This is a genomic window from Asaia sp. W19, from assembly GCF_003994335.1.
GTDB lineage: Bacteria > Pseudomonadota > Alphaproteobacteria > Acetobacterales > Acetobacteraceae > Asaia.
On sequence record NZ_PNQZ01000065.1, the window covers coordinates 14781 to 38245 of the forward strand.

Here is a 23465-nt window from a genome sequence, read left to right on the forward strand (position 1 = left end):
GTTGTCGCCTTGTTCATTCCTCTTCTTGTCGACGGAATCGAAATGGATGCGTGCGTCGCCGGCGGGGTTTTGGGTCAGATCATTGCCGCTTGAGCGCCGGAAGAATACCGACCCGCTCCTACCTGATTGCGCTTGGCATACTTATTTGTATTCGGGAAATTATTTCGATCATTTTCGCCGTCTCACTTATTGACTACTCAGGCGCTATAACTTCGGCGGACCCGACAATCCGGGTTATGCTCACAGCTGATCGCTGTGGCGTTGCGTCATCGAGCAAAGGGGTATCCGCCCAAGAAAGAAGACTACAATAAATAAATAATCAGGTATTCATTGGTAATACCAAAGCAAAGATAAGAATAGCTGCGTTCAGACATGTTGTTTTCAATATAAGACCGAACGACCGGAATTATGCGCATCGGTAGAATATTTGCGAGATCACCATACTTTCGGGCGCGTTTCCTCCCAATTGAATAGCGCACGCTGCAAAAACCACCATGACAAACCCAGATTCCCAGCAACTTCACGGACAAGGTCTTCTATGTCGAAACGATCCGCGGCGCATGCTTTTCCGCCATGCCTTGCGAGCCTCTTGAACGCAGACCATACCTCTTCATCTAGTCAAGAATAATACACTGGGATGATGTCTGCTGCTTGATGCGTGAAGGATCCGCTGAGCTTGGAGCAATACGATTTCTCTGGTCAACGTACATGGGGAGACCGTGTAGCAAGGGCGTAACGACATTCGCTTTGCACCATCCCCTCATCTTTCCACACGCGATAGGGTGACGATATTCGCGACCCAAAGTGACGTGGTAGACCTGATCCGCGGCGCTTTTGGACGGGGGCAACCTCGGGCCAACCCCGGAGCAGGACTTCTTATGCGGACCATTCTGTCGCGGGGCATTAAAGGAGCCTCTGTCGAAACCTCACTTTATACTACCATAGCCCCGATAAGCGGGAAGATCGACCTTGTGCAGGATTGCATAGCCCCGGAGCCCGAACCCCATCACAACGGCCATGGTCCCGGCCAGAATGGGAGGCATATCCAGTTCGTGCAGCCCGACATAAAGCCCCGAGGCGAGAGCGGCAGCCGTGACGTAGAGTTCGGGGCGGATCACGATAGAGGGCAGTTCGGCCAGCACGTCGCGAATGATGCCGCCCATGCACGCCGTGACAACCCCCATGATGGCTGCAGGCAGCCAAGGGATACCATAAGCCAACGCCTTCGCGGCGCCGTACACCGCGTAGGAGGCCAGGCCGAGGCCATCGAACCAGTCGATGGCGCGCTCGGGCCACAGGCGATGCGGCGTGCACCACACCAGAAAAGCGATACCCAGACAAACGGCCAATGGCGCCGTTGCGTGCATCCAGAAGACCGGTGCGCCGATCAACAGGTCACGCAGCGTACCGCCGCCTACCCCTGTCATGGCTGCGAAAAAGGCGAAGGTCACGATGTTCTGTCGCGCCCTGGCCGCCACCAGGGCGCCCGATATGGCAAAGACGGCGGTGCCCGCCATATCGAGGTCCGACAGGGTCGAGGCCGAAAGCGCATGGACGGAGGCGAGTGTGGCAGGGCTCACGCAGCGAGCGCCTCGATATCGGCGGCAAGCTGCGCCACGCGTGCGGGATCGGCGTCCCAGGCGAACATGAAGCGCGCGCCCCCGCCGATGAAGGTGTAGAAGCGCCAGCCCTTTTCGCGCAGCCCCTCGAGCACGCGTTCCGGCGCCTTGAGAAATACGGCATTAGCCTGCACCGGGAACATGAGGGACAGCCCAGGGAGCGCCCCGACGCGCGCGGCCAAAGCGCGGGCGCAGTCATTGCCATGGGCACCATTGCGCAGCCAGGCACCGCTTTCAAGGAGTCCGATCCAGGGAGCCGAGATGAAACGCATCTTTGAGGCGAGCTGCCCTGCCTGCTTGCAGCGATAATCGAAACCCTCCGCGAGGGCGGAGTCGAAAAACAGGATCGCCTCCCCCACGCCCATGCCGTTCTTGGTGCCTCCAAAACACAGCACATCAACACCCGCTTTCCATGTCATTTCCGCCGGGGTGCAGCCCAGCGTGGCGCAGGCATTGGCGAAACGCGCGCCATCCATATGCAGGCGCAGCCCATGTTCCCGGCATGTCTGCGCAAGGGCGCGTATCTCGTCCAGGGAATAGACCTCGCCCGTTTCCGTAGGCTGGGTGATCGTTACCACCTTGGGCTTGGGGTAGTGGATATCGCTTCGGCAGGTCGCCAGCGCTCTGATATCGTCTGGAAAGAGCTTGGCGTGGTCTGTGCGCGCCACCAGGAGCTTGGACCCGTTGGAGAAAAACTCGGGTGCGCCGCATTCATCGGTTTCGACATGGGCGAAGGACGAGCAGATCACGCTGTTATAGGACTGACATAGCGCAGCCAAAGCCAGAGAATTGGCCGCAGTGCCGTTGAAGGCGAAAAATACCTCGCAATGCGTCTCGAACAGCGTGCGAAAGCTGTCTGCGGCACGGCTGGTCCATTCATCCTCGCCATAAGCGGGCACCGATCCCGTATTGGCCTGACGCATGATGTCCCACACCTCGGGACAGATACCGGCATAATTGTCACTGGCGAATTGCTGGGCCACGGGCGCAGGGTCCTTGATCGCTACCGGGATCGGAACGGGCTTCAGACAAGGCAGGGTGTGGCATGTCCCGAGATTGCCGGAGCGGCCACATCTCTCCGGGTGAGCGGAGATACCACCTTGCCCGGGAGCAGGTTGGCGCCGGAGAAACGATACCGGCTCTTGATGCTGGCGCCTTTGGTATCAAAGCCTGACAGGCCGCGCAATGCGCTTGTGTCCATCGGCTCTGGCGCAAGGGGGTGCATCGCTTGACGGAATGTGGTTTCTATCGCCCTCATTGCTAAGCACGACTGAACAGAAACGGATGACAGCTGACATGGGCCAGACCCCTCTCGACATCGATGTGGCCATTATCGGTGCAGGGCCGACCGCGCTTTTTGCCGCGTTCGAGTGCAGCATGCTCAAGCTTTCCTGTGTGCTGATCGACGCTTTGACCGAGATCGGAGGCCAATGTGCGGCGCTCTATCCCGAAAAGCCAATCTACGACATTCCCGCCCATCCCTCCATCGAGGGTGGCGCGCTGATTGCCGCACTCGATGCCCAGATCGCGCCCTTCGATGTGCCGCGTCTTCTGGGCCAGCGTGTCGAGAAACTCGAAGGAAATCGTGGCGCTTTCACCCTCTCCACCGATAAAGGTAATGTGGTGACAGCGCGCGCTGTGATCATCGCGGCTGGTGCAGGGGCATTTGGACCGAATCGCCCCCCGCTCGACGGGCTGGACGCTTATGAAACAAGCGGCGCCGTGCAGTATTACGTTCGCAAGCGCGCCGATTTTACAGGCAAGCGTATCGTGGTAGCGGGCGGCGGCGATTCCGCACTCGACTGGGCGCTCTCCCTGTCCGACATTGCGGAGAAGATCTATCTGCTGCACCGGCGCGATCGCTTCCGTGGCGCGCCGGAAACCCTCGCCCAGATCGAGGCGCGTGTGGCCGATGGCCGCATCGAGAAGGTCGTGCCCTACCAGCTTCATGCGCTTCAGGGCGAAAACGGCGCGCTTGCAGCGGTGGACGTGATCGATCTCGAGGGTCAGGTACGCTGTATCGAGGCCGATACGCTCCTCCCCTTCTACGGGCTCTCCACCGATCTGGGGCCGATAGCGACCTGGAACATCGATACGATACGCAGCACCATTCCCGTTACCCCTTCGAGCATGGAAACCAGCCTGCCCGGCGTTTTCGCCATTGGGGACGTGGCCACCTACCCCGGCAAGCTCAAACTGATCCTGCAGGGTTTCAGCGAAGGCGCGATGGCGGCCCATGCCATTCACCCGATCGTGAATCCCGATCAGGCGCTTCATTTTGAATACTCCACCAGCAAGGGCGTACCCTCGGGCTCTTGAGCCGGAATGGGGTGTCAGTTTAGTATGATCTCGAAATGATCGGAAGATTTGAGACCCTGATGACAAGCCTGCCAGATACGGCGGAATACGAGGCCAGACAGCGCGCAGGCGGGTGGCTACGCATCGACCTCGACGCGCTGAAGCATAATTATACCCTGCTGAAATCACTCGCAGGGCCGAATGTCGCTGTGGGAGCGGCCGTCAAGGCTGATGCCTATGGACTCGGGGTCGAACGGGTAGCCCCCGCCCTGTACCGTGCCGGATGCCGGCGGTTTTTCGTCGCGACGGTCGAGGAGGGGCTGAGCCTGCGCCCTCTTCTGCCTCAGGATGCCGCCCTGTGCGTTCTCAATGGGCCGACACCGGGCAGTGAGGCGCTGATCAGAGCGCAGAATCTGACGCCGGTGCTCAACAGCCTCGATCAGTTGCGGCGCTGGGCGGCGCTCTGCCTGGCTGAACCCGGACCCACCTCTTGCCTCGTGCAGCTCGATAGCGGCATGTCGCGCTTCGGACTTTCCGAAGCCGATATCGATGTCGCCGTGGCTGACAACCTTCTGGCCGGTCTCGATGTCAGCCATGTCATGAGTCATCTGGCCTGCGCTGACGATGCATCCTCACCGCGCAATGAAGGCCAACGCCTGCGCTTTGAGGCGCTGCGACGCAAGCTTCCATCTTCCCTTCCCGCCAGCCTTGCTGCGTCGAGCGGCATCTTCCTTGGCGAGGCCTATCATTTCGATCTGGTACGCCCAGGCTATGCGCTTTATGGCGGCAACCCAACCCCCGACCGCCCCAACCCGATGCGTGCTGTCGTGACGCTTCTTGCCGGTATGGTGCAGGATCGCTGGATCCCGCCCGGTGTGGCGGTGGGCTATAGCGCGCGCTTCGTGGCCGAAGCGCCCACGCGCATCGCAACCCTTTCCGTTGGCTATGCTGACGGGTTCCACAGGCGCGCTGGCGGTCTTGCCAGTGCCGTCCTGCCCGACAGTCCCGATATCGCGCTTCCTGTCGTAGGGCGGATCTCGATGGACTGCATGGCGCTGGATCTGACCGCGCTGGGAGACAGACCCCTGCCCCCCGGCACCGGCTTCGAGCTGATCGGCCCCCATCGTCCGCTGGACGATCTGGCCGCGGCACTGGATACGATCGGTTATGAGCTGCTGACCGGACTCGGCACGCGCTTCCATCGTGAATATATCGAGAGTTCCTCATGAAGATCATCGTCATGGGCGCCGGTGTGATCGGCGTCACCACAGCCTGGTATCTTGCCGAGCAGGGCCATGAGGTCGAGGTCATCGACCGCCAGCCCGGTGTCGGGCTCGAAACCTCCTTCGCCAATGCCGGTCAGGTTTCACCGGGCTATTCCACACCCTGGGCCATGCCGGGACTTCCTCTCAAGGCGGCGCGCTGGATGTTCGAGAAGCACGCACCGCTGGTGGTGCGGGCTGCCGCCGTGAACACGCCCATGCTGCGCTTCATGATGCAGCTTCTGAGCAACTGCACGCATCATGCCTATGACATCAACAAAAGCCGCATGCTGCGCATTGCGGAATACAGCCGCGATTGCCAGGCAGAACTGCGCCGCAGCACGGGCATCACCTATGATGACGGGCAGAAGGGCCTGATCCAGCTTTTCCGCACGGACAAGCAGGTGGAGCACGCCCATGAGGATATGCGCCTGCTTTCCGAGAGCGGCGTGGCCCATGAACTGCTCGGCACCGAAGAGGTACTGAAATACGAACCGGGTCTCACCGGGGCGCGCCAGATTCTCAAGGGCGGTCTCCGCCTGCCGGGCGATGAATCGGGCGATGCCTATCTCTTCACGCAGCGCCTCGCCGCCATGGCGGCGGAGAAGGGCGTGAGCTTCCGCTTCCGCACCGAGATCGAGGCGATCGAAGCCGCAAGCGACGCCATTTACGGCATTCGCACCAGTGCCGGTCGCCTGACCGCCGATGCCTATGTGCTGGCTCTGGGCAGCTACTCGCCCCGTCTGCTCAAGCCGATCGAACTCGATCTGCCGGTCTATCCGGTCAAGGGCTACTCGCTCACCGCGCCGATCACCGATGAGAGCCGCGTCCCGACCTCCACGGTCAATGACGAGACCTACAAGGTGGCCATGACCCGTCTTGGCGATCGCATCCGCATTGGTGGTACGGCAGAACTGACCGGCTGGCGCCTGAAGCTGAGCCAGGACCGTCGCGAGACGCTCGAACTCTCCTTCAACGACATGTTCGGTGGTGCCGATCTGAGCCGCGCCCGCTACTGGACCGGGCTGCGCCCCTGCACGCCGGATGGCACACCCGTCATCGGCCCGTCGGGACGTTACAGCAATCTGTGGCTGAACACGGGCCATGGCACGCTGGGCTGGACCATGGCCTGCGGCTCGGGTCGTATCCTCGCCGACCGCATCAGCGGCAAGCGCACCGACATTCCCTCACTGGATCTGTCACTGGACCGCTACACGTCCTGATGAGTTAAGGGGCTCCACCCCGTGACGGCGCAGAGCGAAGCATCTGCGCCGTCACGCCAAACCCGGAAAGCAGCTTGTGGGAGTCTTTCAAGAATACGGACTCGAGCGCATCGCAGGTTTCTGACGTCGCCGTCACGCAGATTGTGTCGCGCCCCTCTCCCCGATTTTGGAAACGCCCCCTGGCTAGGCCTCAATACGCCATTGGTGTGCCTGAGCCGCGACGCTCATTTTAAGCAAGATCATTGCACAAGACGCAGTAAGCCGATAACTCTGAACGTTCCCGAGAGACGATGCCGCACCTTTCCTCGCCCAGGATAAATGCGGTCAATGACCGTATGTCAGATATCCGCTCTGTCAAAACCTATCAGCCGCCCCATCACGCCACGAGCATCTTCCAGGCCGTGACCACCATCGGTAGCCTGCTTGCCTGCTATGCAGCTCTTTTCATGGGCATCTCTCACCATATCTACGCCGTGTTGCTGCTGCTTCCCATAGCGAGCGGCCTCGCGATTCGGACCTTCACGCTCCAGCATGATTGCGGGCATGGCTCACTCTTCCGTTCGGCCGTGGTCAACCACCACGTCGGGCGTCTCTGTTCGCTTTTCACATTGACACCCTACGACCACTGGCGTCGACACCATGCGATACACCATGGGGATTGGAATGATATCGATAGCCGAAGAAGAATATCGGATATCTATTCTGACTGTACTACAGTATATGAATATTACAAAATGTCACCTGTCGAACGCATAGTATACAGAATATTCAAAAATCCGATTATCTCCATTTTTATTATACCTCCCATTATATTTTTCATAGTCTATCGTATTACCTTCGATGCACCTCGCAGCTGGGGCGTTCACGTCACAAATCTCTGTCTGCTGCTTCTCTATGGCGGTCTTGCCTACCATTTTGGCGTGGCGACAACCGTGTTGCTCGCATTCGGTGTCGTCTATCCGGCTGCGGTCATCGGCGTTGCCCTCTTTCTGGTGCAACACAAATTTGAGGGGGTACACTGGGAGCGTTCCGAGAATTGGAATGCGTTCGAGGCGGCTCTCACCGGATGTTCGTTTCTGCGCCTGCCTGGCTGAACTGGTTTTCAGGCAGCATCGGGTTGCATCACATTCATCATGCTGCCCCAGGCATTCCGAACTATCGACTAGCGGCCTGCCATGATGCGCACCGCATTTTCAATGACGTCAAAATCATCGGATTGCGCGAAGCAGCGCGTGAACTGTTCCGCCACACACTCTGGGACGACTCGAAAGGCGAGATGGTGCCCTTCGCGACGGTCAATCGCGCACGACCACGCAAAACGATCATTGTCCCCACTCTGATCTGAGTCCAACAGACAGGTCGTCCGGCGCGACCACGGCCTGAGCAACCAAGGCTTTTTCTCCCTCGGGCTGGTCGGTTCTTGGCGAAGCCCTATGGAACGCGCGGCGTCGATCAGCGCTATCGCCCTGCAAAGGGCGGGGGATCATCTGCCGGACAGTGAAAATCGAGCACCGCCCAGTCAGGTGACTAACAAAAAAAGGGGCCGTTTCCGGCCCCTTTTCCGTAACCAGTCTCAGGACCGATCAGTTGCCGGAAGCATCCTTCTCGGCGGCAGCTTCTGCACCCTTCTTGTGGTGCTTGTGCTTGTGCTTATGCTTGTGCTTGGCACCCTTCTCTTCAGCCGGAGCGGCAGGAGCCGCTTCGGAAGCCGGTGCCGGAGCCGTAGCAGCCGGTGCGGCGGGAGCAGCAGGCGCGGCAGCGGCAGGAGCTGCAGGAGCGGCTTCCTGCGTGGTCTGAGCGAATGCAGGGGCACTCAGCGTCATGGCAAGAGCAGCAACACCGGTCAGAAGACGACGATTGAAAACGAGCATGAAACGAGCTCCAGAATACGAATTCACATAATCACAGGCGTCAGTCAGACTGGTTAACAGGCCGCCTGAACTTATGACTTCGGGAACGCTATCAGTATTTTCCACGCTCGTCTTGAGGAAAATTAGATAAAATACGTGTAATCGCACGGTAAAGGCGTGTTTATGCCTTAATGCCGACATGATTACAAAAAAGGCCACCGCGATGCGGTGGCCTTTCCTGGATCAGGCGTCAGACTTGACCTTCGACATGCGCTTGCGCTCGTTCGGGTCCAGGTAACGCTTGCGGATACGCACCGCAGAGGGGGTGACCTCGACCAGCTCGTCATCTTCGATATAGGCAATCGCCTGCTCGAGGCTCATCTTGCGCGGCGGGGTGAGAAGCAGCGCGTCATCCTTACCGGCGGCGCGAATGTTGGTCAGCTTCTTTTCACGCACGGCATTCACGTCGAGATCGTTCTCACGCGAATGCTCGCCCAGGATCATGCCAGTATAGATCTTCTCGCCAGCTTCGACGAACAGCGTGCCGCGATCCTGCAGCGAGAACAGGGCGTACTGGGTGGTCGCGCCATCTTCTGCCGAGATCAGCGAACCGTTACGACGGCCTTCGATCGTGCCTGCATAAGGCTTATAGCCAGCGAACAGACGGTTCATGATGCCTGTGCCGCGCGTGTCAGTCAGGAACTCACCATGATAGCCGATCAGGCCGCGCGACGGGATGAGGAAGGTCAGACGAACCTTGTCACCACCCGACGGACGCATGTCCTGCATCACGCCCTTACGCATCGACATCTTTTCGACGACCACGCCCGAATAGGGCTCGTCGACATCGACCAGAACCTCTTCGTACGGCTCTTCACGCTCGCCGGTCTCTTCGTTGTTACGGAAGAGAACGCGCGGACGACCGATGGTCAGCTCGAAGCCTTCGCGACGCATGGTCTCGATCAGCACGCCAAGCTGAAGTTCACCACGACCGGCAACCTCGAAGGCTTCGCTTTCGGCGCTCTCGGTCACCTTGATGGCCACGTTGCCTTCGGTTTCCTTGAACAGACGGTCACGGATCTGGCGCGACGTCACCTTCTTGCCTTCACGACCGCCCAGAGGGCCGTCATTGATGCGGAAGGTCATGGTCAGGGTCGGCGGATCGACCGGGGTCGACGGCAGCGGCGCATCGAGAGCCGGGTCTGCAATAGTGTCGGGAATGGTTGCGTCGGACAGACCGGCCACAGCCACGATGTCACCGGCTTCGGCTTCATCCACCGGCACGCGGTCCAGACCGCGGAACGACAGCAGCTTGGTCAGACGACCCGTTTCCACGATCGTGCCATCGGGGCGCAGCACGCGCACCGGCATGTTCACGCGGGCGCGGCCCTGCTCGATACGACCCGTCAGGATGCGGCCCAGGAAGTTGTCGCTCTCGAGAATGGTCGAAACCATGCCGAACGGCGCTTCCTTGTCGAGGCCCGGCGTCGGCACATGGCGCAGCACCAGGTCGAACAGCGGGGACAGATCCTTGCGGGGGCCGTTCATTTCCAGATCGGCCCAGCCCTGACGGCCCGAAGCGTACAGCATCGGGAAGTCGAGCTGATGCTCGTCGGCGCCCAGTGCTGCGAACAGGTCGAAGATTTCTTCATGAACTTCATCGGGACGGGCATCGCCACGGTCGATCTTGTTCACGACCACGATCGGACGCAGGCCACGGGCCAGCGCCTTGCCGAGCACGAACTTAGTCTGCGGCAGAGCGCCTTCAGCCGAGTCGACCAGGATGATCGCGCCGTCCACCATGCTCAGGATACGCTCGACCTCACCACCGAAATCGGCGTGGCCCGGCGTGTCGATGATGTTGATGCGCGTCTCGTTCCACACGACCGAGGTGCACTTGGCAAGAATGGTGATGCCGCGCTCACGCTCGAGGTCGTTGCTGTCCATCGCGCGCTCAGCAACGTGCTGGTTTTCGCGGAACGAGCCGGATTGCTTGAGAAGCTGGTCAACAAGGGTGGTCTTGCCATGATCGACGTGCGCGATAATGGCGATGTTACGGATTTCCATGAAGCGGTCCTGATCGGGCTTGCAGGGTCATGCCCTGCCGGATCGCTCCCTGGGAACGACACAAAGCCGGGACTGACGGATTGGCCGTCTTCTGCACAATTTCCCGTCAGAGTGCAATGAAAGGATCGGAAAGACCGGGTTTTTTAGCGTTTCCGGGTCTTATTCTTGCGCGTTACGGAACCGTACCCCGCCGCTTTGGGCGGGGTACGCCCCTCGCATCGTCATGTGAGAGACGAGGGTTTCCAAAGGGTGACCGCCCTTTGGCAGGGTTCGGAGCGGAGCCCCGAAACAGCCCTCAGGCCTTGAGCGCGAAATCGGCAGCAGGGCGTGCCCCCATACGGGTGATGATCGCACCAGCCGCCTCATTGCCCAGCTGGCCACAAGCTTCGAGGCTGCGGCCCTTGGCCAGCCCGGCGAGGAACCCGGCAGCAAAGGCATCGCCCGCGCCAGTCGTATCGACCACCTTCACGGCCTCCGTTGGAACGACCAGCTTCTCGCCATTGGCCAGAATGACCGCGCCCTTTTCGCTACGTGTCAGCACGACAAGAGCCGCATCGCGCCCGGCCTGTGCGGCAGCAGCATCAAAATCCTCTGTCTCGTAAAGCGCACAGATCTCCGCCTCATTGGCAAAGAGAATATCGATGTGACCGGCCACGAGTGCGCGGAACGCAGCATGGTGGCGTGCCACGCAGAACGTATCAGACAGGGTGAGCGCCACGCGGCGACCCGCCTTATGCGCGGTTTCCGCCGCCAGGATAAAGGCTGACTGGGCACGGTCCTTGTCGAACAGGTAGCCCTCCATATAGGTCACGCCAGCCGCGGCAACGGCCGATTGGTCAACATCCTCCGGCCCGAACTCGGTGCAGATACCCAGATAGGTGTGCATGGTGCGCTGGCCGTCGGGGGTGACGAGAATGATGCATCGCGCGGTCGGGCGATCGGCGTTCTGGACGGGGGCGGAAGGATAGAACAACTTTTGCGCTGTCAGATCCTTCGCATAGTCCAGACCGGCTTCATCGGAGGCGACCTTGCCCAGATAGCCCACCCGCGCGCCGAGACGGGCTGCCACCACGGCGGTATTGGCAGCCGAACCGCCCCCCATGACCTGCTCCGGGGTGATCTGTGCCTCGATCGAAGCGGCCTGATCGGCATCGATAAGGGTCATGCTGCCAAGAGGCGAGCCCAGAGCCGACAGGGTTTCATGCGAGACCGGAGCCAGAATATCGACGATGGCGTTGCCGATGCAGAGCAGATCGAGTGTCGGGGCAGTCATGAAGTCTCCAGCGAAATGAAATTGGGCAAGGAATATCGTGTTCACGCCATGAAATGACCAAGATCAGCCCTGATCGTGACGATGCGTGAACGACAGGTACGGCATTCTCGCCTCAAGGCCATGACACAAGACCGGGTCAGGGTCAAAAACCGCGCAGAACCGCCTTTTAGCGACTTGTCGATTTCGCCTCTTAACGTGTAATCCGGGTCTGGACGGAAATCGTGTTTTGCACGTGATTTCGTCTGGCACCAGCCAGCTTCGGCACCCGAACCGCCACCTTCCAGAACGCGCAGCGGGGTTCTCTTGTTCAAACGACGCAAACCAGAAGATACAGCGCCTCCCTCTCCATCTTCAGGTGCATCGGCCACCAGCGGCCAAAGACCGACTGCCTCGGGCGCAGGTAGTTCGTCGCTCTTTCCTGAGCGTCCGGCCCCAGCGGCAGACGCCTCTCCAGCCTCACAAATCAAGGATTCTGCCGCGATGGGTCGTTCGCCTTTCCCTACCCCCCCTGCTCCTGCCACACCGGCAGTACCCTCCGCTCCGGCTCGCCCGGCGGCCGCAGCCGCGGCCGCCCCGGGTGGTCGCCGCGAGGCTTCCGATCGCCGTACGCTGGTCGTAGGCCGCGGCATCTCGGTTCAGGGCTCGATCCAGGACGCCGAGCGTCTGGTGGTTGAGGGCACAGTCGAGGCGACACTGCTTCAGGCCACCGAACTCTCCGTCGCGCAGGGCGGCGTGTTCCGTGGCGAGATCGAGGTGGAAGACGCCGATCTGGCCGGGACGATCGACGGGACGCTGACGGTGCGCGGCAACCTGACCGTGCGCGCCACGGGACGCCTGATCGGCAAGACTCGTACACGCCGTCTCCAGGTTGAAGATGGTGGCCAGATCACGGGTCATCTCGAAATGATCACGGGTGATATGCCTGCACGTCCGGCCTCGATCGAGACGCCTGCGCCTGCCGCAGAAAAGACTGAAGAAACCACGCCGAGCGTCTGATCGGCTGGTCGGTAACAAAGAAAAAGCCCGGTCCTTCTGGACCGGGCTTTTTTCATGAGAGCCCCTCGGAAGACGGCTCCGGCACTAATGGCGCGAGGCGCTGCTCAGCCCACGCTCTCCCGGCGATCGCGAAGCTTTACATAGGCCACGGCACAGTGCTCGGCACAGTAAGGCTTACCGGGAACCGGCTTCGCACCACAGAAATGAAAGCCCGGTGTACCCGGATCGCCATTGGGCCAACAGCAGGCAGGACCACGACGCGGCGAGGTATCCGCGGTCAGAGGGCGCAGAAGCGGACGGAGCATCAGATCTGGTGCCATGGTCTTGGCCTCTGCAGGTTTGCGGGGTGAGGATGCCTTGGGCGCGGCCTGCGCCTCGTCTTCCATGACAGCCGAAGAAGCCTGAGCGGGCGCAGGCTGGGCGGCCGCAGTCCTGACCGCCGGTTCCGCACGGCTGGCGGCTGACGGCGCGGGCTGGCTAGCCGGGCGCATGGTTTCGGCAGAAGACAGCGGAGCCGCCGTCACGGGCGCAGCGTCAGAAACGGATGCCCTGGTTTCAGGGCTCTTGACCGAAACGGCCTCAACAGGCTGCGCACTCTCCGCCGGCGCGCTCGCGACAACAGGCGCAGCCTCAGCAGCAGCGTCCTTGCGGGGTTTGGCCGAAGCACGAATAGGCGACGGACGGGGCGGCAAACCCAAACGATGCGCCTTGCCCACAACGGCATTCTTGGTAATCGAAAGCTGTCTGCCAATCTCGGCAGTCGACAGTCCTTCCTGCCACAGCGTCTGAAGACGGGAGATTATTTCGTCAGTCCATTCCATCGCCCGTGCTCCTCATTCAGTCCTGTGACGTAAAACTAGGGTGTCGATACGACTTGCTCAATCCGTAAATCGGATTTTTCTATGATGAGACTGGCGGATAAACACAGAGCTCTTGTCCAAGTCAATCTGAACTCGCGCGAATTACCAAAGAATGAGGACGATTGGGCCTCTGAAGCCCAATGCTGCGCCCTCATCTCGCCTGTTTCAGGGCGATACCGTCTCTTCAGAGCTCTTTTGCGCGCGAATAAGCCGGACAGAGCGCCCCGCGACTGCAAGCTGGATATCTCCACGCAGGAGAGCAAGGGCATCTTCGCCGAACACAGCCCTGCGCCACCCCTGCAGAACGGGGCTATCTGTCTCACCCAGAGCGAGACTGTCGAGATCCTCGCTATTCGCCACCAGCTTGGGGGCGACGCGATTGGCCTCACAGCTGGCGGCGAGAACGACCTTGAGAAGGGCCACGAGCGCGGATGAAGGCTTGGCGCCCTCCGGCTTGCGCGGAGGACGCGGCAAATCCTTCTCGGGCAGATCGAGCCCGAGTTTGATGGCAGCGAGCAGACCCGGTGCTGCCTTCCCCTCGGCAAAGCCGCGCGACACGCCCCGCACGCGTGACAGGGAGTCTGCATCCTGAGGGCGCACGGCAGCGATCTCGAGAAGGCTCTCGTCACGAATGAGACGCTGACGGGGAATGTTGAGCGCCTGAGCCTCCATTTCGCGCCAGGCGGCGACCTCGCGCAGGACGCCCAGCATGCGGCGGTTATTGGTGCGCGCCTTGAGGCGCTCCCACTGGCGGCGCGGGTCGGGGCGGAAGGTTGCCGGGTCGTTCAGCACGGCCAGTTCGGCATCGGCCCAATGCAGGCGGTTCTGCTTTTCGAGTTCGCGATGAAGCGTCAGATAGACATCGCGCAGATGGGTGACGTCTGCCGCCGCATAGGCGATCTGCGCCTTGGAGAGCGGGCGGGCGGACCAATCACTGAAACGATGGGTCTTGTCGATGCTCGCCCCGGTAATGGCGCTCACCAGCGTGTCGTAGCCGACCTGATCGCCATAGCCACCGACCATGGCGGCCACCTGAGTATCGAAAATCGAGCAGGGCAACGCATCGAACAGATGCAGGAAGATTTCCAGATCCTGACGGGCCGCGTGAAAGACCTTCACGCAGCTTTCGGTCGCCAGGAGATCGGCCAGCGGAGCAAGGTCCAAGCCAGGGGCGAGCGTATCGATCACGGCAACATCGGACACACCGCCAAGCTGCACCACACAGAGTTCCGGCCAGTATGTATGCTCGCGCACAAACTCCGTATCGATCGTAACGAACGGCTCCTGCTTGAGTCGGGCGCAGAGTTGCGCCAAATCGTCTGTAGAAGACACGATGACTGGGGCTGGGAAACCGGCTTGAGACACTTGCATCTCCCATCCATACATCAGGGCAGACCCTCATGACCACATTAGAGAATGATCTCGCAGCACTCAGCCAGCTGGGTCGACAGACCGTGCAGCCGGACAGCCCCGAAACCGCCACGCTCGAGCGCGTGCCGAGCCCCCATAAGGGACGCGACTACGTGGTACGCTTCACCGCACCCGAATTTACCTCGCTCTGCCCGGTCACGGGCCAGCCCGATTTCGCCCATATCGTCATCGACTATATTCCGGGTGACTGGATTGTCGAAAGCAAGTCGCTGAAGCTGTATCTGACCAGCTTTCGCAACCATGGCGCGTTCCATGAAGATTGCTCGGTCAGCATCGCCACGAAGCTGGTCGAGGTTCTAAACCCGAAATGGCTGCGCATCGGCGCCTATTGGTATCCGCGCGGCGGTATTCCGATCGACGTATTCTGGCAGACCGGCCTGCCACCCGAAGGGGTATGGGTTCCCGCCCAGGACGTGCCAGGCTATCGCGGCAGGGGCTGATTGACGTTTCCGGGTCGGCCCCGAAGACGGCTCCTGCACATCTGGTCCTGAAATGGGGCCCGTTCTGGAAATTCCTTTTAATGGTCTTCAAAGCGCTTTCCCTGACAGACTGGCCCCTCCTGATACAGGAGACGCCTCATGCAATCGATTGCGCGCGCTTTCATCGTCGCGACCCTGTCGGGTCTGTACGCTCCCTGGACACCAGCCCGGGCGTCTCCTCCGCCGGCCTCTTTTCTCTTCCTGATCCAGCAGCGTTGCGATGTGCCCACGGCCCTTCCGGGAGATCCCGCCTGCCGCACCATGCGCCCTGTAGAGCCGGGAGAGGACCCGCTTTATCGCCTGAGCAACGGCGCAGAGGGAGAGGGGCGGATCGATATGGTGAATCTCCCGATCGAGCGTCATGGAAAATGGCGCGTCGTGAGCCCGGACGCCCATGTGAACGTGACTGATGCGACCACAGGGATCAAAGGCGGCGTGTCCGTCGAGGGCGTTGGGGCGCGCTTTCTCTCAGTGCTGGGCAGTTGGAGCCCCGTCGCAGTCTCGCATTTCACCAATGCGGCCTGCGACGCCATGCCCGACAACTCTGACCGGTTCCTCGATTCCTGGGTGCTCGGTCCGGCTCAGGACGGCACAGCCATGGCAGGACATGGCGAAACACGTAGCGGCAACCTGACCCGGCATGAGGGGGAAACGGATGGACCCGGCTGTCCTGCCCGTTTGCGCAAGGCGGCCTATAGCTGGATCAGGCAGGACTACACGTACCGCTCGGGGCGGCGCTTTCCGAGTCTGGTTTCCGTGCATTACAGTGCCGCCAGCCCGCAAGGTGGACCGGGCGAAGCGGAGCAGAGGGAACGGCTCTATCTCGCCTGGGGGCTCGGCCTGGCACGTTGGGAGAAATGGTCGCGAGAGGATTGGCGCAACCCGAAGACAGGCGAAACGGCGCTGGATCAGGCGCGGCGCGTATTCGTGTCGGGCCGATGCAATACACCGATAGGCGACCGCGATCAGGGTGACGGCGTGACTTATGGTGCCGTCTCGTCAGACGGCACCTATGCCGAGGCGATCAGGACGGCACCGGATTCTCCGACCCATCGCTGGGTCCTGACGCAATGTCAGGACTATACCAGCCTACGCGCCGGCCCGACGCGCGATTTGCAGCAGATGAGCGCCGGAGCCAGTTCGGAGTTCTGGCGATAGGGGTATGGGGTGCCGACACCCCCTGTCACGATTTTGCCGGGAGAGCTGGACAAAAAAAGACCGGTGTCCTTTCGGACGACCGGTCTTTTTTCTGATTCCGTATCGCGACCCGATCAGTGGATCGGATGCGCGGCCTCTGCGGCTTCGATTGCAGCGCGCGTTGCCTGGATCTTGCGAGAGATGCGTTCCTGATCGATGATGTCGTCAGCGGCGACATTGGTCAGCTGCATTTCCAGCATTTCCAGACGGGTTTCCGCTTCGCTGAGCACGATATCCTCGACCGGCAGGGCCTCATCCGCGAGGATGGTGCAGCGATCGGCCGTGATATCGGCGAAACCACCGGAGACGAAGAAGCGCTCGGTTACGACGCCTCCCTCATAGAGGGAAACGACGCCACCGCGCAGCAGGAGCATGATCGGCGCATGATCCGGCATGGCCGCGATATCGCCTTCCTCGCCCGGAATGACTGCCATCTCGACTTCCTTGCGGAAGAGCAGCTTCTCCGGGCTGATGATTTCGACCTGAACCGGCATGGGCTTACGCCGACTCCTTCATCTTCTCGGCCTTGGCGATCGCTTCTTCGATCGGGCCGACCATGTAGAAGGCGCCTTCGGGGAGGTGATCGTACTCACCGGCAACGATTGCCTTGAAGCTGCGCACCGTGTCATCGAGAGCCACCAGCTTGCCCGGCGACCCCGTGAAGACTTCAGCCACGTGGAAGGGCTGCGACAGGAAGCGCTGGATACGGCGCGCACGGGCCACAACCTGCTTGTCCTCTTCCGACAGCTCGTCCATGCCCAGGATCGCGATGATGTCCTGCAGGCCCTTATAGGTCTGAAGGATACGCTGCACGTCACGGGCCACCTGATAGTGCTCGTCACCAACGATCTTCGGGTCGAGCGAACGCGAGGTGGAATCCAGCGGATCGACAGCCGGGTAGATACCCATTTCAGCGATCGAGCGGTTCAGCACGGTCGTGGCGTCAAGATGGGCGAAGGTCGCGGCCGGTGCCGGATCGGTCAGATCGTCGGCAGGCACGTAAACGGCCTGAACCGAGGTGATCGAGCCCTTCTTGGTCGAGGTGATGCGCTCCTGCAGGGCGCCCATCTCGGTGGCCAGCGTCGGCTGATAGCCCACGGCCGAGGGGATACGACCCAGCAGCGCCGAGACTTCCGAACCGGCCTGGGTGAAGCGGAAGATGTTGTCCACGAAGAACAGCACGTCCTGACCTTCCTCATCACGGAAATACTCCGCGAGAGACAGGGCAGAGAGGGCGACACGGGCGCGCGCGCCCGGCGGCTCGTTCATCTGGCCATAGACCAGCGCGACCTTCGATCCCTGGGTCGAGCCGTCCTCACCGATCTTGATCACGCCGGCATCCTGCATTTCGAAATACAGGTCGTTGCCTTCACGCGTACGCTCACCGACACCGGCGAAAACGGACACGCCGCCATGAGCCTTGGCGATGTTGTTGATCAGTTCCTGGATGATGACGGTCTTGCCGACGCCAGCGCCGCCGAACAGGCCGATCTTGCCGCCCTTCAGATACGGGCAAAGCAGATCGACAACCTTGATCCCGGTGACGAGAATTTCGGAAGCGGCGGCCTGATCCTCAAAGGACGGGGCCTTGCGGTGAATCGGGTAATGCTTGTCGGACACAACCGGGCCACGCTCGTCAACGGGCTCGCCGATGACGTTCAGGATACGGCCGAGCGTCGCCGGGCCGACGGGCACGGTGATCTGGCCACCGGTATCCTTCACTTCGCTTCCGCGAACGAGGCCGTCGGTGCTGTCCATGGCGATGCAGCGCACTTCGCGCTCACCGATTTCCTGGGCCACTTCGAGCACAAGGGTCTGGTCGCCAATCTGGACGTGCAGCGCATTGAGGATATGCGGCAGCGTGCCTTGGAACTGGACATCGACCACGGGACCGCGGACCTGCGTCACGCGACCCACGACGTTGCTGCTGGCAGACGACAGAGTTTCGGACATCGTATTTCGGCTCCTGCGTAAAAGTCTCAGACGGCTTCAGCGCCGGAGATGATCTCGATAAGTTCTTTGGTGATGTTGCTCTGGCGGGTGCGGTTATAGCGCTGCGACAGAGAGTCGATCGCCTTGCCTGCATTCCGTGTCGCGTTATCCATGGCAGTCATGCGGGCACCCTGCTCACCGGCGGCGCTTTCGAGTAGCGCGGCGAAGAACTGGACCTGGATGTTACGCGGCAGAAGCTGAGCGAGCAGCTCGGCTTCATTGGGCTCAAACTCATATTGAGCGGTATAATCTGTCTTGTTGTCGTTCTTGGCCACGGGCAGGGGCACAAGAGCCTCTTCCGTCGGGACCTGGGTCATCGCGTTGACGAAGCGGTTGAACACGACCGTAACGCGATCGACTTGGCCGCTCGTAAGCAGTTCGGTCACGCGCGTGCCGAGATCGGCCGCCTTCTGGAACTGCACTTCGCGACCGCCCGTGCCGTCGATACGATCGATCAGCTTGCCCGGGAAGATGCGGGCCATGGCGTCGCCGCCCTTGCGCCCGATCGGCAGGATGCGCACGGTCTCACCCTGAGACTCTAGGCGCGAGACGATCTGGCGCACACTGCGAACCAGATTGGCGTTGAACCCACCCGCCAGACCGAAATCGCTGGTCAGCAGAACGACGAGATGCGTCGAGCCCTTGCCACCTTCCATCAGGATGGGCAGCTCGCCCTGACCTTCCGTCGCGGCAGCCAGTTCGGACAGCATGCGACGCATGGCAGCGGCATAGGGGCGCGAGGCTTCGGCATGCTTCTGAAAACGGCGCAGCTTGGAGGCTGCAACCATCTTCATGGCGCTCGTGATCTTGCGCTGCGATTTCACGCCCGCGATCCGGGCGCGCAGTTCCTTCAGCGAGGGCATGATTCGTCCTTAGGCTGCGAAACGCTTGTTGAACGCAGTGAGCAGCTCGGTCAGCTTGGCTTCGACTTCCGGCTTGATCTGGCGATCATTGCGGATGGCATCGAGAATGTCCTTGCCGGGGCCGCGCATCTCGGCCAACAGCGTGGCTTCATAACGCACCACCTGATCGACCTTGACGACGTCCACGAAACCGCGCGTACCGGCAAACAGAACCACAACCTGCTCTTCAACCGGCAGCGGCGAAGTCTGGGGCTGCTTCAGCAGTTCCGTCAGACGGGCGCCACGCTCAAGCTGCTTGCGGGTGGCGGGGTCCAGATCGGAAGCGAACTGCGAGAAGGCTGCCATTTCGCGATACTGGGCGAGGTCCAGCTTGATCTTGCCGGCAACCTGCTTCATCGCCTTGATCTGGGCGGCGGAGCCAACGCGCGACACCGAACCGCCCACGTTCACAGCCGGACGGATGCCCTTATAGAACAGGTCGGTCTCAAGGAAGATCTGACCGTCGGTGATCGAGATGACATTGGTCGGGATATAAGCCGCAACGTCACCCGCCTGGGTCTCGATGACCGGCAGGGCCGTCAGCGAGCCGCCGCCGAATTCATCGGACATCTTGGCAGCGCGCTCGAGCAGACGCGAGTGCAGATAGAACACGTCGCCCGGGAAAGCCTCACGGCCCGGCGGACGGCGCAGCAGCAGCGACATCTGGCGATAGGCCACGGCCTGCTTGGACAGATCGTCGTAGCAGATCAAGGCATGCATGCCGTTATCGCGGAAGAACTCACCCATCGAACAGGCCGAGTACGGTGCGAGGTACTGCATGGGAGCCGGATCGGACGCGGTGGCGGCGACGACGATGGAATACTCCATCGAGCCTTCTTCTGTCAGCGTGCGAACGAGATTTGCAACGGTCGAGCGCTTCTGGCCGATGGCAACATAGATGCAGTACAGCTTCTGCTTCTCGTCACCCGTGGCGTTGACGGGCTTCTGCGCGACGATGGTGTCGATCAGAATGGCCGTCTTGCCGGTCTGGCGGTCACCGATCACGAGCTCGCGCTGACCACGACCAATCGGCACCAGGGCATCGATGGCCTTGATACCGGTCTGCATCGGCTCGCACACGGACTGGCGCGGCATGATGCCCGGAGCCTTCACTTCGGCGCGCTTCATGACAACGTCGGTCAGCGGGCCCTTGCCGTCGATCGGGTTGCCGAGCGCGTCAACAACGCGGCCCAGAAGCCCCTTGCCGACCGGCACTTCGACCACGGCACCGGTGCGGGTGACGGTATCACCTTCACGGATACCCTCGCCATCGCCGAACACGACAACGCCAACGCTGTCCTCTTCGAGGTTCAGCACCATGCCGCGATCGCCGGTGGCCTGGAAATCGACCATTTCGCCGGACATGGCATTGGACAGGCCATAGACGCGCGCAATGCCGTCACCGATGGACAGGACGGTGCCCGTCTCGGAGACCTGCGCTTCGTCATTGAAGGACGCGATCTGCTGCTTGAGGATGTCCGAAATCTCTGCGGGACGGATATCCATCACGCGGCTCCCTTCATGGCATTCTGGATGCGGGTCAGACGCCCGCGAATGGAGGTGTCAAATAGCTTGGCGCCAATCTGCACGACAAGACCACCGATCAACTCGGGCTCGACGCGCTCGATCATGGAAACGCGGGCATAGCCCGCTTCTGCCAGGCGAGTCTGCAAGGCGCTGCGCTGGCCTGCCGTAAGCGGCTGTGCGCTGCGCACTTCGGCAATCGTCTCGCCACGACGCTTCGCGTCCAGGGCAAGAACGGCACCGAGAATTTCATCGACGCGGGCGACGCGACGGTTAAGGGCGATCACGGCCACGAAACGCTTGAGCGTCTCGCTGAAGCCCTGCGCGTTCAGCACAGCTTCGAGACCCTGACCGGCCTGGCGGGAATCGAGACTCTGGTCGGCCAGGAATTCGCGCAGCGAGGCGCTCTCCGCGATCAGCTTGCGCAGGGCGCGCACCTGATCCAGCACTTCAGGGAGCACCGATTTTTCATCAGCATAGTCATAGAGCGCAAGGGCGTAGCGTTGCGCCATGCCCCCCGACACGTCCCTGCTGACCTGCGGTGCCTCGGCTGTTTCGACCACTGTCACGTCTGGCGTTCCCACCCCAATTACACAAACATCCTGATGACCATCGCGACCATAGTGCCGGGCAATGCGCCCTGGGCATCGTGCATGGAACCGATCGATCATGACTCAGGTAACGAGACTGTTCGTCCCGATTCCGCAATAACGGATCAGGCCTCGCGGGGCGTCTAGCACGCAGGCCGCGCCAAGTGCAACTGACACTCTGCGGCGCAAAGCCCGGAAAAGCACGCCGTTCTACCAGGCCGTCCTCCTCCGAAGCGTGAAGACTACCTCACCCTCCCCCAGACACCTTCGGGGGCGAACCGTTCCGGATTTGCACTTTTGCGTGTGAACTTGCGAAAAGAGCGCCCTCGGTAACCAACAGACTCGGAAAGCCCGCCTCTTTCATGCCCCCCGTTCGCCCCGCGCCCACTCTCGCACGCGTCCGTTCTTCGGCCTGTACGCTGTCTCTGCAGGTATTTGTCGCCCTTGTATTCACCCTCTGCGGCTTGACCTGCCCTCCGCTGGCCAAAACAGCGACTGGCGCACCCGCACCCGCACCCGCGACCGGTGAGAACGCAGCAAAGGAGGCAGCCCCCCGCATGCCGGAACAACCCGCGGGCGTGCCTTACTGGGACAACTGGACAGATGGGCAGGGCGTCAGTCATCTGACCAAATGCAAGCTCAGGAATTTCACCCTGATGCACATGGCAGCCCATGCCGATCCGCAATGGGTCAATCACGCCCAGCAGGGTCAGGCCCGCATGGTCACGAGTGTCCAGCCAGCCGCGTGGAAGGGCGGATGGCACGCCCCCGAAAGCGTACAATGGATCATCCCAATACAGGGCGTCTGGTTCGTCCAGAGCATGGATGGTACGCGCGTTGAGCTCAATCCAGGCGACGCCCTGTTGAGCGAGGATGTTGGTGGCAAGCCCGATCCTGAAGGCCATGTCGGTCATTTGTCAGGAAATGTGGGGGACGCGCCCGTCGCGCTCATGATCACCCAGTTCGCCGCAGCCCAGCCCAGCCATGCGCCGTGTCAGACCCGCTAGGCCCGGTATCTACCCCGAAGAACCAGGGAAAGCTCAGGCGCCTTGTTTCAGGGAAGCCCCGCCCTGATATCGTGCCGTTCAGAGAGATCGGCACCCGCTGATGATGCAGACACCGCTCTTCTCGCGGCCAGCCAGTGCAGTGCGCGGAAAGCAGATTTTCTGGGAAAACTCGGCTGGAGCGGGCGAAGGGAATCGAACCCTCCTCAGAAGCTTGGAAGGCTACTGCATTACCACTATGCTACGCCCGCGCTTCAGCTGATGGCTCTCCCTAACGCTGATCCCTGCAGGACGCAAGAGACAGTTTTACCCGAAAAACTGCAAATGATCTCTTGACTTAACCGCCAGCGCGCCGCATTACGCCGCAAGTGGTCTCGTCATGACCCAACCGAACAGGATGTCTCATCCGAGACGGTTGACCAGGCGGACGACGATAGGGGTGTAGCTCAATTGGCTAGAGCGCCGGTCTCCAAAACCGGAGGTTGAGAGTTCGAGACCCTCCGCCCCTGCCACCACGCCGCAGCCGCTGGCTGATCATGTCAGCGAGCGGAGTCGGGCGCGGTATTCCGCCACGCGCGGCTTTCAGATAAACATGAGGATGACGGTGTCGGTCACTACCCCCAAGCACGGGTCGCAGCAGTCTTCGCCCTCCAAGGGAGGCGCATCGAAAGACGCCCCGAAACCCTCTTCCAAACCAGCCGCCCGCTTCAATCTGGTTCAGTACCTGAAGGATGTGCGCACGGAGGCGACCAGGGTGACCTGGCCGACACGCCGTAACACGCTGGTCACCACGGGTGCCGTACTTGCGATGGCCGCCCTTACTTCCGTATTCTTTTTCGTTGTCGACCAGGTCATCGGGCTTGGCGTGCGCGAACTCTTTGGCGTTGGAGGCTAAGAC

The 23465-nt window shown here is 61.2% G+C and carries 22 protein-coding genes, 2 tRNA genes and 1 riboswitch; of the genes, 11 read left to right on the plus strand and 13 right to left on the minus strand.

The window, feature by feature from the left end:
* Window positions 1-926 precede the first annotated feature (926 nt).
* Both C0V97_RS13360 and C0V97_RS13365 read right to left on the minus strand, forming a co-directional pair.
* Entirely contained in the window at window positions 927-1580 is a 654-nt protein-coding gene (locus C0V97_RS13360) for a trimeric intracellular cation channel family protein (RefSeq protein ID WP_233582167.1), read from the minus strand.
* Window positions 1577-2602, minus strand: coding sequence for a low specificity L-threonine aldolase (locus C0V97_RS13365; protein WP_127103079.1), 1026 nt, complete (start codon window positions 2600-2602; stop codon window positions 1577-1579). Before C0V97_RS13365 ends, C0V97_RS13360 begins: the two co-directional genes overlap by 4 nt.
* Before the next feature lie 59 nt (window positions 2603-2661).
* Window positions 2662-2773, minus strand: a riboswitch (SAM-I-IV-variant riboswitch).
* A 142-nt stretch (window positions 2774-2915) separates the two neighbouring features.
* Here C0V97_RS13365 and C0V97_RS13370 point away from each other — a divergent pair.
* From C0V97_RS13370 to C0V97_RS18825, 5 genes are all read left to right on the plus strand, one after another.
* Window positions 2916-3938 (plus strand): NAD(P)/FAD-dependent oxidoreductase, encoded by a 1023-nt coding sequence (locus C0V97_RS13370; protein WP_127103080.1) that lies wholly within the window; start codon window positions 2916-2918, stop codon window positions 3936-3938.
* Window positions 3939-3997: 59 nt separating this feature from the next.
* A complete protein-coding gene (gene alr / locus C0V97_RS13375; protein WP_127103123.1) occupies window positions 3998-5146 on the plus strand; it encodes an alanine racemase in 1149 nt (382 codons plus the stop codon).
* Entirely contained in the window at window positions 5143-6402 is a 1260-nt protein-coding gene (locus tag C0V97_RS13380) for a D-amino acid dehydrogenase (protein WP_127103081.1), read from the plus strand. The genes alr and C0V97_RS13380 overlap by 4 nt, the downstream gene beginning before the upstream one ends.
* A 290-nt stretch (window positions 6403-6692) precedes the next feature.
* Window positions 6693-7496: a fatty acid desaturase gene (locus C0V97_RS18820; RefSeq protein WP_127103082.1), complete on the plus strand. Its 804-nt coding sequence runs from the start codon at window positions 6693-6695 to the stop codon at window positions 7494-7496.
* Window positions 7469-7747: a fatty acid desaturase gene (locus C0V97_RS18825; protein ID WP_127103083.1), complete on the plus strand. Its 279-nt coding sequence runs from the start codon at window positions 7469-7471 to the stop codon at window positions 7745-7747. Before C0V97_RS18820 ends, C0V97_RS18825 begins: the two co-directional genes overlap by 28 nt.
* Before the next feature lie 238 nt (window positions 7748-7985).
* On the opposite strand, the gene C0V97_RS13395 is transcribed toward C0V97_RS18825, so the two are convergent.
* The 3 genes from C0V97_RS13395 to C0V97_RS13405 form a co-directional block, all read right to left on the minus strand.
* Complete coding sequence (locus C0V97_RS13395; protein WP_127103084.1) at window positions 7986-8273, minus strand: hypothetical protein; 288 nt, start codon at window positions 8271-8273, stop codon at window positions 7986-7988.
* 222 nt (window positions 8274-8495) lie between these two features.
* Complete coding sequence (gene typA / locus C0V97_RS13400) at window positions 8496-10319, minus strand: translational GTPase TypA (protein WP_023979248.1); 1824 nt, start codon at window positions 10317-10319, stop codon at window positions 8496-8498.
* A gap of 295 nt (window positions 10320-10614) precedes the next feature.
* Complete coding sequence (locus tag C0V97_RS13405; protein ID WP_127103085.1) at window positions 10615-11592, minus strand: adenosine kinase; 978 nt, start codon at window positions 11590-11592, stop codon at window positions 10615-10617.
* A gap of 480 nt (window positions 11593-12072) precedes the next feature.
* Here C0V97_RS13405 and C0V97_RS13410 point away from each other — a divergent pair, with 480 nt between their 5' ends.
* A complete protein-coding gene (locus C0V97_RS13410) occupies window positions 12073-12588 on the plus strand; it encodes a polymer-forming cytoskeletal protein (RefSeq protein ID WP_127103086.1) in 516 nt (171 codons plus the stop codon).
* Window positions 12589-12692: 104 nt separating this feature from the next.
* Here C0V97_RS13410 and C0V97_RS13415 read toward each other — a convergent pair whose 3' ends face one another.
* On the minus strand, window positions 12693-13409 hold the full coding sequence (locus C0V97_RS13415) for a GcrA family cell cycle regulator (RefSeq protein WP_127103087.1): 717 nt from the start codon (window positions 13407-13409) through the stop codon (window positions 12693-12695).
* Window positions 13410-13613: 204 nt separating this feature from the next.
* Window positions 13614-14819: a ribonuclease D gene (rnd, locus tag C0V97_RS13420; protein WP_127103088.1), complete on the minus strand. Its 1206-nt coding sequence runs from the start codon at window positions 14817-14819 to the stop codon at window positions 13614-13616.
* A gap of 29 nt (window positions 14820-14848) precedes the next feature.
* On the opposite strand from rnd, the gene queF reads away from it, so the two are divergent.
* Window positions 14849-15319 (plus strand): preQ(1) synthase, encoded by a 471-nt coding sequence (gene queF, locus C0V97_RS13425; RefSeq protein ID WP_127103089.1) that lies wholly within the window; start codon window positions 14849-14851, stop codon window positions 15317-15319.
* 138 nt (window positions 15320-15457) lie between these two features.
* Window positions 15458-16516: a hypothetical protein gene (locus tag C0V97_RS13430; RefSeq protein WP_127103090.1), complete on the plus strand. Its 1059-nt coding sequence runs from the start codon at window positions 15458-15460 to the stop codon at window positions 16514-16516.
* Window positions 16517-16629: 113 nt separating this feature from the next.
* Here C0V97_RS13430 and atpC read toward each other — a convergent pair whose 3' ends face one another.
* Genes atpC through atpH form a run of 5 tightly spaced genes read right to left on the minus strand, consistent with a single transcriptional unit; the run spans window position 16630 to window position 21485 of the window.
* Complete coding sequence (atpC, locus tag C0V97_RS13435; RefSeq protein ID WP_127103091.1) at window positions 16630-17049, minus strand: ATP synthase F1 subunit epsilon; 420 nt, start codon at window positions 17047-17049, stop codon at window positions 16630-16632.
* A gap of 4 nt (window positions 17050-17053) precedes the next feature.
* Window positions 17054-18508: a F0F1 ATP synthase subunit beta gene (gene atpD / locus C0V97_RS13440; protein WP_127103092.1), complete on the minus strand. Its 1455-nt coding sequence runs from the start codon at window positions 18506-18508 to the stop codon at window positions 17054-17056.
* A 26-nt stretch (window positions 18509-18534) separates the two neighbouring features.
* On the minus strand, window positions 18535-19410 hold the full coding sequence (locus tag C0V97_RS13445; protein WP_127103093.1) for a F0F1 ATP synthase subunit gamma: 876 nt from the start codon (window positions 19408-19410) through the stop codon (window positions 18535-18537).
* Between the two features lie 9 nt (window positions 19411-19419).
* On the minus strand, window positions 19420-20955 hold the full coding sequence (gene atpA, locus C0V97_RS13450; protein ID WP_127103094.1) for a F0F1 ATP synthase subunit alpha: 1536 nt from the start codon (window positions 20953-20955) through the stop codon (window positions 19420-19422).
* Entirely contained in the window at window positions 20955-21485 is a 531-nt protein-coding gene (gene atpH, locus C0V97_RS13455) for an ATP synthase F1 subunit delta (protein ID WP_127103124.1), read from the minus strand. The genes atpA and atpH overlap by 1 nt, the downstream gene beginning before the upstream one ends.
* Window positions 21486-22120: 635 nt before the next feature.
* Between atpH and C0V97_RS13460 the strand changes: the two genes are divergently transcribed.
* Window positions 22121-22570 carry a hypothetical protein gene (locus tag C0V97_RS13460; protein WP_127103095.1) on the plus strand — a complete coding sequence of 150 codons (450 nt, stop codon included), beginning with the start codon at window positions 22121-22123 and terminating at the stop codon, window positions 22568-22570.
* 174 nt (window positions 22571-22744) lie between these two features.
* Here C0V97_RS13460 and C0V97_RS13465 read toward each other — a convergent pair.
* Window positions 22745-22818 (minus strand) — tRNA-Gly (locus tag C0V97_RS13465).
* Between the two features lie 184 nt (window positions 22819-23002).
* Here C0V97_RS13465 and C0V97_RS13470 point away from each other — a divergent pair.
* Both C0V97_RS13470 and secE read left to right on the plus strand, forming a co-directional pair.
* Window positions 23003-23079 (plus strand) — tRNA-Trp (locus tag C0V97_RS13470).
* 86 nt (window positions 23080-23165) lie between these two features.
* A complete protein-coding gene (gene secE, locus C0V97_RS18600; protein WP_199751881.1) occupies window positions 23166-23462 on the plus strand; it encodes a preprotein translocase subunit SecE in 297 nt (98 codons plus the stop codon).
* The last annotated feature ends 3 nt before the right edge of the window (window positions 23463-23465 follow it).